This window comes from Pantoea nemavictus (assembly GCF_037479095.1).
GTDB lineage: Bacteria > Pseudomonadota > Gammaproteobacteria > Enterobacterales > Enterobacteriaceae > Pantoea > Pantoea nemavictus.
In genome coordinates this window covers 1,539,641-1,553,476 of the sequence record NZ_JBBGZW010000001.1, presented here as the reverse complement: position 1 = coordinate 1,553,476, position 13,836 = coordinate 1,539,641, and the positions used below count along the sequence as shown (strand labels likewise).

Below are 13,836 nucleotides of genomic sequence, written 5' to 3'. Positions count from 1 at the left end.
GACGTAATGGGGCGAACCGAGAAATGTCTCGTTAAAATTATGAAGCTAAAAAAATTACTGATTTTTCAGATGAGTTACTGCGAATTTAAATAATGTCTGATTCACCCGGCCAATTTCTAATGTTATTTGCTGAATTAACGCTTGCGCGTCATACGCTTCTTCACGGTGCACCTCCAGCTGCCGACCTAATTTCATCAAGGCATGAGCATTCAGAATCGCGGCCCCCCCTTTAAGTTTATGGCCTAGCTGGGATAGCGTGCTTGCTTCCTGTGTCTGCTGCAACTCACGGAGCAATTCATCGTGGCTGGTACGGATGCTGGTGAGCAATGCCCGGCAGCTTTCCGCATCCCGCTCAGCAAGTTGGATTAAAAACGGCGGGAACAGTGCGCTATCAGATCCAACAGCTTCAGTAACGGCGACTTCATTGATCCGCTCTCTTTCATCCGCTGCTGCATAATTTTGCCGTGCGTCATCCGGGCCACGATGAATACACTGCGCGATCTTCGCCAGCAATCTATCGAGGTTCAAAGGCTTAAACAGACAGTCATTCATGCCCGCCTGTAAGCAGCGCTGCATAATATGCTGCTCGGCAGATGCGGTCAGACCAAACAGCATAATCGGTGGTAGGTGATACTGCTGCTCATATTGGCGTAGCGCCTCAGCGAATTGAAAGCCGTTCATCGACGGCATATTGCAATCGGTAATAATCAAATCAAAACGTAGCGGTTCCTGCTGCCAAAGCGCCAATGCTTCAGCAGCACTTTCACTCACTACCACCTGATGGCCTGACATTTCGAGTTGCTTACCGAGCAGTAAACGGTTCGGTGCATGATCATCAATCACCAGGACCGAAAGCTTGTCAGATAACGGCGGTTGTGACAGGTGAGGTTGCGTTTGATCGCGTGGTTCGCCTTGCGCTGCGCGGAAGTAGAAGGAGAAAACGGCGCCTTCACCTGGTGCACTTTCGACAATTAATTCGCCATCCAGCAAATGTGCCAGATTACGGCAGATACTTAATCCTAATCCGGTGCCCAGTTGCTGCTGATGACGATCTCCGACCTGCACGAAGGGTTCGAATATGGCATGTTGCTGATCTTCCGTCATGCCGCAGCCGTTATCGCTCACTTCAATGACGAATTCGCTGCCTTCCTCTTCCTGCGCGATGCCCTGCATAAGCACCACGGTAACCGTACCTTCTTCGGTAAACTTAATCGCGTTGCTTAACAGATTAGACAGGATCTGATTAATCATCAGCGGATCGGTTTTAACCCAGTAAGCGGCAATATCCATCTCCACACGCAGATCGAGCCCTTTGCTCTCGGCCTTATTACGGAACAGGGCGACGGCTTGCTCGATCACATCCGGCAAATAGACGGTTTCCAGCGTGGGCTGATACAGACCCGATTCAATTTTCGACAGATCGAGCACATCGCCAATTAAAGAGAGCAATGCGTGAGCTGAACTGTAGGCGACACGAATATTTTCAGAGAGCGAGTCCGCTGCATGCGATCGGGTTTCCAGCTCGAGCAGGCCAATAATGGCATGCAGCGGCGTACGGATTTCATGGCTCATGCTGGCGAGAAATTCACTTTTGGATCGATTCGCTTTGTCGGCGGCATCTTTTGCCAGCTGTAGCTCCTGCAGCAGCGCATTGCGTTCGGTCACGTCCAGCCAGCCGCCGATGACGCCCGCCACATCGCCTAGTCGATCGCGAAACGGTAGCGTCCAGTGATAGAGCTGATAAGCCTGATGATCAAGCGCCATATGGATATCGCGTATCACAGCTTCGCCATCCAGCAGGGTTTGCTGGTAGCCATCTTCAATACTGTGAATGCTTTCATTGTTGCCGGTTAGCACGTCGGAAAGGCGTTTGCCAATGACTTCATCACGACGAAAATTCATAAAGCGTAAATAGGCTTGATTACAGTCAACCAGGCGGGTTTTTTTGTCGCGAATATACATCGCGACCGGGGATTCATTAAATAACGTATGCGTAAAATTAAGCTGATTTTTCAAGGCATTTTCGGCTTGAATACGCTGCTGAATGACTTTGCGTAAATGATGATTCCAGAACAGGATCAACAGGATTAATCCGGCTGACACTGACACAATAATCAAAACCGCCTGTTTGTAGTTTTGCCATGAGGCGCTGAGGAACGGGGTTTCTGCCTGACGCCACTGTGCTAGCAGTTTAAACAGCGTTTCCGGTGGAATTGCCAGTAACGCTTTATTTAGAATACTGATTAACAGTTCATTACCGGACGTAGCACGCATGACAAAACGTGCAGGCTCTGCACCCAGCGTGCTTTCGACATTTAACCTGTCGCCGAAATGATTGCGTAGCAGGTAATCCGCAAAGATTTTGGGGAGCACCACAGCATCAACCTTGTGATCTTGCAGCTGGCGTAAGGCGTCAACCGGATCGTCTACAGGCGTAAGGTTCAGATTTGGATAATGCTGCAGCATCCACTCTTTCATCACCTGATTGCTCAGCATCAATGCCGAACCAAATGGGAAGGTATCCTGGCCGATGATACTGCGGGGTTTCTGATTGCGGATGATAACCCAATGCGAAACTAACCACGGACGCGTGGTCAGTTGGGGATGCTTCTCGTCTTCCCGCTCAAGGATCTCCAGCGGAAACAGACTGGGCAACATATCACTGCTGCTGGTTGGAGGATCATCTTCCTGGCCATGCGCGATAAAACTCATTCCAGTGAGGTTGGTCATAAGCTCCAGCACGTCGACGGTCATGCCGCGGAATGGCATGCTTCCGGTTCGGCTGCTTAAGGGAGCCAGCACCGTTGAGAGCGAGGTATCAATGCGTGGGTGTTCCTTCAACCACTGCTCCTCTTCCTGAGTTAACGCGAGGGGATTGCTCTGCAAGACATGATGAGCATCAAGCTGCCAGCGTTTGGCTATCTGCATACGAATCGACAGCGGGATCTGCTGCAGTGCCTGATTGATCGCATCAGCCAGTTTGGGCAACTGTGGACTGATGCCAAAGCTGACATCCATGGGAATGCTCTGCTCATCGGGCGCCACTTTTAAGGCATGCGCGAACAGGTAACGATTGAGATGGTTCAGCGTGGCGGCATTGCCCCAAACCTGACCGGTTTGATCAAACACCACTGCTGCTACCGCATCGTAATAACCGGGAAAGCGCACCAAATGGTCATCTTGATAGATATTCTCAAGGTATTCGCGTTGTGGGGGAGGGCCGGACCAGGCGACGCGCTGCGCAAGCGTGTGATTCAGGTTAATAGCATGATCGGGTTTATGTCCTACCACACTGTAATCCAGCATCCAGGGGACGCTGGCGAGTAAAGGCTGAGGTTGTGACGATGGCAGCACGACATTGATCGCCAACATCTGCATTTCGCCGTTAATCACCGCATTTTGCGCGGCGCTATGACTGGGATAGTGATAGAGCTCAATCGTGGTATCGAGCATGCTTTGAATCAGAGAGAGGTAATCAGCACTGAGTCCTTCAAAGCGTCGTTTATCGGTGTCCATATATAAAGGCGGTTGTGGCTGGCCCGCTACGGCAACCTTGAGCACTTTATTACGAAATCCAGAAGGAATGGGTTCCGCTAATTGCAGGGCTGGCTGCGTCGTATCATAGCGTGCGAGTAGTTGCAGTGTTTTTTCCGCCGCAACCGATGAGCAGGAAAATAAAATTAGCAGCAATAACGTTGCCAGACGGAAAATTGCAGGCTGAATGAACACGATACCATCTCAAGACAAAGTAATTACATTAATTGCAGTAAGGACAAGGGAGTATAGAGACATTTAAATAATTCTCTTCTCCTATCATCTTTGTACCTGTGTTTTGCGACCATTCTTGAAATAGTGACATATTGATAAAGAAAGCACCTGCTCAAGGAAAAATGGCTTTTTATTAATTGGTGTTTTTATTCAATGTGTTAACTGACTTGGGGCCTTTCAAGACAATTCTTATGTGGTCTGGTTGAGGAGTTAAGTCAGAATTTTCGCAGTTTTGTGTGGGCGGAAAAGTTAAAAGCCAGCGCAATAAATAAGATAGCCTGAAGAAACGAATGACAGATTCGTTTTACGGGTTAAATTATTTTGATAATGATAACGCTGCGACCGATTTATTATTTTAAGTGTCGCTTTTTAATATCATAGATTCACTTCATCTGGTGTGGTTATCACAATTGGACAAAGTTAAAACTGTAATAAAGGAATAAATAAATGGTATATGCACACAATAAGCAAGTGCGTGTTGCTGTCCTTGATGATCACCCCATGGTCCGTACTGTTTTCGAGTTGTGTTTAAAACATGAGCCCGATATTCATTTGGTGGGCACCTGGGCTTCAAGCAATGAGTTATTTAATCAGCTAAGAAGTACCACCGTTGATGTACTGGTACTGGATTTTCTTCTTGGTGAACGTGAGCTGGACGGTCTTGCGTTGGTTAAGCAATTACGTAATCACTATCCACAGCAGAAAATTCTGATCTCCTCCTCAATGGAAAGCCCGGCAATCGTCAAAATGGTGCTGAGCGCGGGCGTAAAAGGGTTTATCGGCAAGAGTCACAATATGCAGGATATTACGCACGCCATCCGTCAGGTGGCGCAAGGGCGTTTATTCTTGTCTAAGGAAGTGGCCTATGAAGTGGAAAATCTCTATGTGATGAGCGAAGAGTCGCTGGATGAGAACCACGATTTCAACAGCAAAGGCAATATGTATGAGAAGGTGAAAACCCTCAGCCCACGCGAAGTAGAAGTGGTGCGGTGTTTCCTTGATGGTTTGAGCGTGTCGCAGATTGCAGTGAAATTTAAACGCAGCCGCAAAACTGTGAGCGGGCAAAAACAATCTGCGTTGAAAAAACTGGGTTTGCGCTCAGATTCAGAGCTGTTTAAATACAGTCACGACCTGATGTCGGGCTATTGATTCTCTTCACAGGCGGCAATTCATGACCGCCTTTTTCCTGTTCTGCATTGCGTACATCACGTTCCCAGTAACACCTGTTCCGTAACATGTGTTTGAGTGATCTTTGTCACAGTTTAACGCTGCGTAACCCGGTCTGATGGCCCCCATTGTTTAGCACTCAGGGGGATAGGATGAATATCGACACGCAATCCGGTGTGATCACTGGAAAAAAACAAGTCAGCGTTGCACAGCAGCAGGTGAAATGGGAGGGCAAAGGCACGTTAGTTCGCATCACGCGCGGCGGCATCTGTGGCTCCGATCTGCATTACTATCAGGAAGGGAAGGTCGGCAGTTTTGAGATCAAAATGCCGATGATCCTCGGACATGAAGTGATTGGCTACGTGGTGGAAAGCGATAATCCGCAACTAAAGCCGGATCAAAAAGTCGCGGTCAATCCATCTAAACCCTGCGGCGAATGCAAATATTGCCAGCGCGATCAGGAAAACCAGTGCACCTCAATGCGCTTCTTCGGTAGCGCCATGTATGTCCCGCACGTTGACGGCGGCTTTACCCAATACAAAGTGGTAGATAGCGCGCAATGTGTGCCTTTTCCGCAGGATGCCGATGAAACGGTGATGGTCTTCGCCGAGCCGCTGGCAGTGTGCATTCACGCAACGCATCAGGCGGGCGATCTCACCGGCAAACAGGTTTTTATTTCGGGGGTTGGGCCGATTGGCTGTCTGATTGCGGCGGCGGCAAAAGCACGCGGAGCAGCGTCAATTGTCTGTAGCGACATCAGCGAACGTTCTCTGAAGATGGCGCAGCAGATGGGTGCAACCGACGTCATCCATGCAGCTGATGGCGATTTCGCGCCTTATCTTGCCGACAAAGGTTATTTCGATGTGGCGTTTGAAGCCTCTGGGCATCCCTCTTCGCTGCAGCGCTGCCTTGATGTGGTCTGTGCTAAAGGTACGCTGGTGCAGGTTGGCATGGGCGGTACCATTCCGAACTTCCCGATTATGGCGCTGATTGCTAAAGAGATTAATCTGGTCGGTTCCTTCCGCTTTACCCATGAATTTAATACCGCCGTCGAGTGGCTGGCTAACGGCGTGGTTGATCCCTTGCCGCTGTTCAGCGGCGAATACGCCTTGCAGGATATCGATGCCGCGCTGCAGTTTGCTGGCGATAAAACCCGCGCCGCTAAAGTTCAGTTAACCTTTTAAGGAGCAGTGATGAGTCAGTTATTTTCCCTCGAAGGTAAGCGTGTACTGCTCACCGGTTCAGCGCGTGGCATTGGATTCCTGCTGGCGCGCGGTCTGGCTGAGGCTGGCGCCGAAGTGATCGTCAATGCCACCACCGATGCAGGCGCGCAGAAAGGTGCCGCCCAGCTGCGTGAGTTGGGGCTGCGTGCGCACGCCAAAGCCTTTGACGTCACCCAATCGGCGCAGGTCAGGCAGGCGGTTGATGAGATTGAAGCGGAGTGGGGCGCCATTGATGTACTGGTGAACAATGCCGGCATTCAGCGCCGTCGTCCGTTCCTCGAATTCCCTGAACAGGACTGGAATGACGTAATTGCCGTCAACCAGACGGCGGTATTTCTGGTGTCGCAAACCGTGGCCAAAAAGATGGTGGAGCGTCAGCAGGGTAAAATTATCAACATTGGTTCGATGCAGAGTGAATTAGGCCGCGACACCATCACGCCGTATGCCGCCTCAAAAGGTGCTGTCACCATGCTGACGCGCGGCATGTGCGTGGAGCTCGCGCGTCACAACATTCAGGTGAATGCGATTGCGCCGGGCTATTTCGTCACGGAAATGACGCAGGCGCTGGCCGACGATCCCGCCTTTACGGGTTGGCTAACCAAACGTACACCCGCCGCACGCTGGGGCAAACCAGAAGAGTTGATTGGCGCGGCAGTGTTCCTCGCGTCGGGCGCATCGAACTTCGTTAACGGCCATCTGCTGTTCGTTGACGGTGGCATGCGCGTCGCCGTGTGATGCCGAGGTGCGGCTGGCATTATCGTCGGGCCGCGCCTAAACCTTAATCACCCCTCTGTATTCCTAAGGATAATAAAAAATGCCAATAACCATCATTGTGCTGGGTGTGATACTGCTGCTGGTGTTGATGATTGTATTTAAGGTCAACGGCTTCATTGCGTTGGTGTTTGTGTCGGCGGTAGTGGGTATTGCCGAAGGTATGACGCCGCTGAATGTGATGGCCTCGATTCAGAAAGGGATCGGCTCGACGCTGGGCGGGTTAGCAATGATCCTCGGCTTTGGTGCCATGCTCGGGCGGCTGGTTTCGGATACCGGTGCGGCGCAACGCGTTGCGACGACGCTCATCGCCGCCTTCGGTAAAGAGCGGCTGCAATGGGCGCTGGTCGTTACTGGGCTGATCGTCGGTCTGGCGATGTTCTATGAAGTTGGCTTCGTGCTGCTGTTACCGCTGGTGTTCACTATCGTGGCTGCTGCGGGCTTACCTTTGCTGTATGTCGGTGTACCCATGGTTGCCGCGCTGTCGGTGACTCACTGCTTCCTGCCACCGCATCCCGGTCCAACGGCGATTGCCACTATCTTTGGGGCGAATCTCGGCACCACTTTGCTGTACGGCATGATCATCACCATCCCGACGGTGATTATTGCCGGGCCGATTTTCTCGAAATTCCTCAAAGGTTTTGAGAAGTCGCCGCCAGAAGGGCTTTATAACCCGAAAATTTTCACCGAAGAAGAGATGCCAGGCTTCGGTATCAGTATCTTTGCCGCGGTTATTCCTGTGGTGCTGATGGCGATCGCCGCCGTGTTTGAGTTAACCACGCCAAAAGAGAACGCGCTACGTCAGTTCTTTGAATTCATCGGTAACCCGGCGGTGGCGCTATTTATTGCGGTGGTGATTGCAGTGCTGACGCTAGGCCTGCGCAACGGTCGCAAGATGGAAGAAGTCATGGATATGTGTGGCGAGTCGATTGCCGCTATCGCCATGATCCTTTTCATCATCGCCGGTGGTGGTGCGTTCAAACAGGTGCTGGTGGACAGCGGTGTCGGTAATTATATCGCCGACATGATGAAAGGCTCGTCACTGTCGCCACTGCTGATGTGCTGGACGGTGGCGGCGATGCTGCGTATCGCACTGGGTTCGGCGACGGTCGCCGCCATCACCACCGCAGGTATTGTGATGCCGATTATCGCTGCAACCCATGCCGATCCGGCCTTAATGGTGCTGGCAGTTGGCGCTGGCAGCGTGATCGCCTCACACGTTAACGATCCTGGCTTCTGGCTGTTTAAGGGCTACTTCAACCTGAGCGTAGTGGAGACGTTGAAAACCTGGACGGTAATGGAAACGCTGATCTCTATTCTCGGTTTAGCGGGCGTTCTCGCTCTCAATGCTGTGATTCACTGACCGTCGAGGCTTCACAGGGAGGTGAAGCCTTAAGCGCGGGTGCGAATCCACGAAAAGCGCGATTGGTAGCCGCTGTCAAAGTGGGTGTTGTAGCGATAGCTGGATCCCGACTCCGCCATGCAGTAAGTGCAAACCTTCAGCACCTCAATATGCTCAGCCTGAATACCGCGCTGTAACAATAATTCCCGCGCCAGATGTGGCAAATCAAACCAAATTCCTTGCTGCTGTGCTTGCGCCTGCGGGCGAATGGCCTGTGCATTGTGTGGCTGCTGAGCTGACCACTTTAGGGGCGGAAGGTCGGGACGATCCTGCATTTGCGTGACAAGATCCTGGCCCAGTTCATAGCAGCATGGACCGATGGCGGGACCGATGGCCACATGCAGCGTTTCGAGCCTGGCGCCCCGTGCTAACAGACGATCGACGGCATTATGTAACACACCGCCCAGCGTGCCTTTTAATCCGGCGTGAACCGCCGCCACCTGATGCTGCTGCGTATCAGCAAATAAAACCGGCAAACAATCGGCGGTATACACAGCTACCGGCAGATGATCTTCGCCAATCACGCCATCGGATTCACAACTTTTTGGCGGCAGATTTTGCTTAGCCAGCACCACGTTAGCGCTATGACGCTGCTGGCCATAAGCCGCATCGCTTGGAACCGGCTGACCAGCGGGCTGAAATGCGTATTCCAGCCAGGAAAATCCATCCAGCAGCGTTGATCGTGGACCGCTGTGTTGGTGCTGTGTCATAAGTCTCTCCTCTTATAAAACGGCGTTATTCTGGTGCCCACAGCTTACGTTAACTGCTACATTTTTAAAGCTTTACAAAAACTGACCCTAATCACTTAAGGATGAAATGATGAAAAAAATCACCTTGCTGGCGGCGTCCGGCTTAATGGCGTTAGCGCTGTCAGGCTGTGCGCAAACCTCAAACCAGCAGGCGCAGCAACAGCTCGGTCAGCAGTCGGTACTGGCAGTAAACTGGTTCCAGCAATCCGGCGAGTATCAGGCATTGAGCTGGCAGGCCTTTAACTCAGCGCGCATGGCGTTTGATCAGGCGCCATCGCTGGCGGGAAAACCCAAAGCGGTAATTGTCGATCTGGATGAAACGATGATTGATAACAGCGCTTACAGCGCGTGGCAGGCGAAGAACGGTCAGCCATTCTCCGGCAAAACCTGGTCGGCATGGACCCAGGCGCGACAGGCAACGGCAGTTCCGGGCGCAGTGGAGTTCGCCAATTACGTCAACAGCCACGGCGGCACCATGTTCTATATCTCCAATCGCGATCAAAAGGATTACACCGCGACCGTTGAGAACCTGAATAAGTTGGGCTTCACCGGCGTTAGCGATAAAACCGTGCGTCTTAGCACCGGCAATTCGAATAAGCAGGAGCGCTTCGATGCGGTGAAAAATGCCGGTTATAACGTGGTGCTGTACGTCGGCGACAATCTGAATGATTTTGGTGGTGCAACCTGGCATCAGGGGAATGCTCAGCGGCAGCAGTTTGTCAGTCTCAACCATCAACGTTTTGGCACTCAATTCATTGTATTGCCGAATCCGCTGTATGGTGACTGGGAAAGTGGTATGGCAGAAAACTATAACAAGCTGACACCTCAACAGCAGTTGCGGGTGCGTGATGCGCGCATGAAAGCGTGGAACGGTAAATAGTTCGTCAAGCGAAATAGCGCCTGTCCTTGCAGGCGCATTTGTGCCCTCTTCAGGTCCAGTCATATTTACTTTTTCATGTAACTATTATTCCCCTCATTATTTTCCTGATCTCTTGCTTAATATATGCGCTGTGAATGGTGAAATATATTGCCTAATGGGCGGTAAGGTAGTGAATCATGCCAATCATAAATTTTTTAATTAAGATTTCTCTTAACGCAAAATGTTTAAATTAACGAATAAATAGGAAGGCACAGTGTTGATGTGTGTATATTTTTGTAATGGCATAAGGAATATAACATTAATTTCTTATCCTATTTATTTGTTATCAATGCATATTATTTGAATTATGCATAATGCGCTCACTTGCAGAACATTACTTAAATTATACATTTGTTGAATCTATTTTTACAAAATAGCCATGCATGGCGACCGTATAAATATTCCTGATGCAACTCTATCCATAAGCGTCTATAAACAATTTTTGTGAGGAAGTTCTGCTTTCATCCTCAATTGTTCTCAATAGGCGCGTTTAATGACGACGCTATTCCCTGAAAGCGATATTTTTAAACGTTGAGAGAAGATTATTGTGATGACCCTAAAACCTTTATTAGCGAAAAATCGCAGGTGGGCTTTGCCGCTCTGCAAGCGGTTAATTACCCTTTGTGCAGAGGAAGATACGCCATGAATTTAAACACGCTTCGTCAGGATATTCCGGCTGGTTTGGTGGTGTTTCTGGTGGCGCTGCCGCTCTGTCTTGGTATCGCTCAGGCTAGCGGACTGCCACCCTTTGCTGGTCTGCTTACCGGCGTGATTGGCGGTTTGCTGGTCACTGCGCTGAGCCCTTCGCGCTTTGCGGTCAGCGGTCCGGCGGCGGGATTAGTCACTATTGTGGTCGCGTCGATCGCGACGCTAGGCAGTTTTTCTGCCTTTCTCACCGCGCTTATTCTGGCGGGTGGATTGCAGTGTCTTTTTGGCTTATTACGTGCAGGACGTTTTATCACGCTGGTACCGAGCAGCGTCATTAAAGGCATGCTGGCGGCAATTGGTATTTTGCTGATTATGCAGCAAATTCCGGTGGCACTGGGTGCCGCGGGAGACGTCGAATTAATTTCGCTGGTGAACGGTGAGTTTCAGTTCTCAAGCAGTGCAATGTTGGTTGCCGGCACTGGCCTGATCATCCTCTGGTTGTGGACCACGCCGCTGATCAAATCGGTGAAGGCCCTGAGCTGGATGCCCGGTCCGCTGGTGGCGGTACTGCTAGGTTGTGCTGCGACGGTGTTTGGCGATCGCCTGTTTCCTTCACTGGCAGAAAGCTTGCCGCGTATCGCACTACCTGCCTTCGATAGCATGTCAGCGTTGGTGGCAGAACTGGAAACGCCAGATTGGCAAGCATGGCGGAATCCTTCGGTGTGGATGGTGGCGATAACCCTGGCGCTGGTAGCGAGTCTTGAAACACTGCTGAGTCAGGAAGCGCTAAAAAAACTGCGTCCGCAGCATCCTGCGCCATCGCCCAACAGAGAGATGTTTGCTCAAGGGATGGGTAATTTGGCCGCCGGTTTCCTCGGCGCAATGCCCATTACCGCGGTGATTGTGCGCAGCTCGGTTAACGTCAGTGCGGGGGCGCAAACTAAGCTCTCCATCCTGATTCATGGTGGGCTGCTGCTGATCTGCGGCTTGTGGTTTAGCCATCTGCTTAATGCTATCCCGCTTGCCAGTCTGGCGGCGGTGCTGCTTTATACCGGCTATAAGCTGGCTACGCCACGCCTGTTCATTGAGCAGATGCGCATGGGGCCCCAGCAATATGTGCCATTCCTTGCCACTATCGGCGGCATTATCGTATTTGGCATGCTGGCCGGCATCGGAATTGGCATCGCGACGCAAATCCTTTGCAGTATCTATAAAAGCCATCGCAATGCATTGCAGCTCACGCGTTATGACGATCATTACGTATTACGCTTCCAGCAAAATCTGACCTTTATGCATAATCCGAAACTGCAGGGATTACTGGCAGAGATTCCGGAAAATAGCGTGGTGGTTGCCGAGCACGATAACGCTAAATATATGGATCCGGATGTGAAGGCTGTGCTGCAAGACTTTGGCGAAAACGCGCGCCAACGTGGCATTCGCCTCAGTCAGTGGCCTGTGGCGTTGAAATAACCCTAAATCCTGGCATTAACGGTAGTTTTGAAAGTAAAAATCGGATATCTCGGATAGCCGATTTTTTTATTTACAGGGCATAATTGCCGCCGGCTTGATCTTTTGTCTCTGGCGTTCCCACCCTGCCATTTGGTTTCCATGCTGTTTTCATGGCAGATTGAGCGCCGTCCAGCCGCAGAGTAGGATGACGAACACTTGCTTAATTACCGAATCATCGCGCGGTTATTTCAGGTTTAATGCTTGCTGATGCCCATGGCTGATGGCAGCGATTTCTACGTTACAGGGTTCAGACGTATGCGCGTTATGCTGTTTGAAGAGAATAATTTAAAAAAGAATACTCTCACGCTGTTCTTCATTACGCTTTTTTTCTGCTTTATTGGCAGCCATTTGCGCATCCCGCAAGAGTTTTCACTGTTTTGGCCGGTGAATGCATTGGTCGCCGGTTTAATGGTGCGTAATCCGTTTTTGCACACCACTTCCAGCTATCTGGTGTGCTTCAGTGCGATGATTTTTAACGACACGGTATTTTCCGGCTGGGCGCTGCCTGCGTTTACCGTGAATTTTGCCAATATTCTTTTTATCCTCGTCTCGGTCAGTATGCTGATCAAACATCTGCAACGTCCTTCTGCTAACAGCCAGGTGGTCAATGCCATGCGCATTTTCCCGGCCTGTTTTCTCGGCGCGGCGGCTTGCGCAACCTGGGGGGCATGGGCGCAGGATATCGACTTCAATGCGCGTTTTATCGTGGCGTGGGGCGACTGGTTTAGCGAGCAATTCTCAACGTCACTGATGTTGCTGCCAGTGATGCTGGCGCGTCCGCTGCGCACCGTAGCGCCGCGTACCTTGCTGCATCCGGGCAAACTGTTGGCACTGGCAGCGGTGATCCTCTCGCTAACCGTGGGCGCGTTGATTGGCGGCGCAGGCAGCCTGACATTCCCGGTACCAGCGCTGATCTGGTGTGCAATTGTGTTGCCCATTCCGCTGACCAGCCTGGTGATCCTCATCACCGGCATCACCGAGATTGTATTAGTGTCGCATGGCGTGATGAACATTCAGGGCGACGACGCGCTACTACCGATTAGCCACCTCACTTCAGCCCGCCTTGGCGTGGCCACTGTCGCGCTGAGTCCATTGTTGGTGGCGGTGAGCATGGACGCGATTCGGCAGCTGAATCATCGTCTCGCATTACGAGCAAATTTTGATTTTCTCACTCAGCTACTCTCGCGCTCTGGCCTGTATGAGAGCCTGAGAAATGAGCCGTTTTCACTGCAGCGTGAAGCGGGCGTGGTGATGCTGGATGTCGACTACTTCAAAGCCATTAATGACAATTTTGGTCATGATGCCGGAGATTGCGTGCTGGAAGAGATTGCGCGTCGTATTCAGCGGGTAGTGGGCAATCGCGGTATGGTTTGTCGCTTTGGCGGGGAGGAGTTTGTGATAGTGGTTTTCGACTGCAATCACAGCCAGCTGTACCAACTGGCTGAAACGGTGCGTCAGGCGATGGTGAAAGAGAAGTTCTGGATTCAGGGCAACACGGTGACGGTGACAGCCAGCTTAGGTCTGGCGCGCGGCAGTGCGCAGAGCGAACGTGAATGGCCTGGCGTGATTAACCGTTTAGTGTCAGCGGCGGATAAAAACCTCTACCTCGCCAAGCGCAATGGCCGTAATCAAACCTCACCGGCGATGGAGCCGCGCAGCATGATGCATGACGTGGCCTGA

General features: G+C 51.3%; 9 protein-coding genes. 7 read left to right on the top strand and 2 right to left on the bottom strand.

Annotated elements, in window-relative coordinates; all coding sequences use genetic code 11:
- Nucleotides 1-54: 54 nt before the first annotated feature.
- Nucleotides 55-3,729: an ATP-binding protein gene (locus WH298_RS06950; RefSeq protein WP_180822542.1), complete on the bottom strand. Its 3,675-nt coding sequence runs from the start codon at nucleotides 3,727-3,729 to the stop codon at nucleotides 55-57.
- A gap of 486 nt (nucleotides 3,730-4,215) precedes the next feature.
- Between WH298_RS06950 and WH298_RS06945 the strand changes: the two genes are divergently transcribed.
- From WH298_RS06945 to WH298_RS06930, 4 genes are all read left to right on the top strand, one after another.
- Nucleotides 4,216-4,917, top strand: coding sequence for a response regulator (locus tag WH298_RS06945; protein ID WP_009127526.1), 702 nt, complete (start codon nucleotides 4,216-4,218; stop codon nucleotides 4,915-4,917).
- 170 nt (nucleotides 4,918-5,087) lie between these two features.
- The gene (gene idnD / locus WH298_RS06940; protein ID WP_180822541.1) at nucleotides 5,088-6,119 is read left to right on the top strand and encodes an L-idonate 5-dehydrogenase; all 1,032 of its coding nucleotides are present in this window, start codon (nucleotides 5,088-5,090) and stop codon (nucleotides 6,117-6,119) included.
- Between the two features lie 9 nt (nucleotides 6,120-6,128).
- The gene (gene idnO / locus WH298_RS06935; protein ID WP_180822540.1) at nucleotides 6,129-6,893 is read left to right on the top strand and encodes a gluconate 5-dehydrogenase; all 765 of its coding nucleotides are present in this window, start codon (nucleotides 6,129-6,131) and stop codon (nucleotides 6,891-6,893) included.
- Nucleotides 6,894-6,972: 79 nt separating this feature from the next.
- Nucleotides 6,973-8,292: a gluconate:H+ symporter gene (locus WH298_RS06930; protein WP_180822539.1), complete on the top strand. Its 1,320-nt coding sequence runs from the start codon at nucleotides 6,973-6,975 to the stop codon at nucleotides 8,290-8,292.
- 29 nt (nucleotides 8,293-8,321) lie between these two features.
- On the opposite strand, the gene WH298_RS06925 is transcribed toward WH298_RS06930, so the two are convergent.
- A complete protein-coding gene (locus WH298_RS06925; protein ID WP_180822538.1) occupies nucleotides 8,322-9,041 on the bottom strand; it encodes a purine nucleoside phosphorylase YfiH/LACC1 family protein in 720 nt (239 codons plus the stop codon).
- Between the two features lie 109 nt (nucleotides 9,042-9,150).
- On the opposite strand from WH298_RS06925, the gene WH298_RS06920 reads away from it, so the two are divergent.
- The 3 genes from WH298_RS06920 to WH298_RS06910 all read left to right on the top strand — a co-directional run bounded on the left by WH298_RS06920 (nucleotide 9,151) and on the right by WH298_RS06910 (nucleotide 13,836).
- Nucleotides 9,151-9,960 carry a 5'-nucleotidase, lipoprotein e(P4) family gene (locus tag WH298_RS06920; RefSeq protein ID WP_180822537.1) on the top strand — a complete coding sequence of 270 codons (810 nt, stop codon included), beginning with the start codon at nucleotides 9,151-9,153 and terminating at the stop codon, nucleotides 9,958-9,960.
- Nucleotides 9,961-10,641: 681 nt separating this feature from the next.
- A complete protein-coding gene (locus WH298_RS06915) occupies nucleotides 10,642-12,117 on the top strand; it encodes a SulP family inorganic anion transporter (protein ID WP_180822536.1) in 1,476 nt (491 codons plus the stop codon).
- A 294-nt stretch (nucleotides 12,118-12,411) separates the two neighbouring features.
- Nucleotides 12,412-13,836, top strand: coding sequence for a GGDEF domain-containing protein (locus tag WH298_RS06910; protein ID WP_180822535.1), 1,425 nt, complete (start codon nucleotides 12,412-12,414; stop codon nucleotides 13,834-13,836).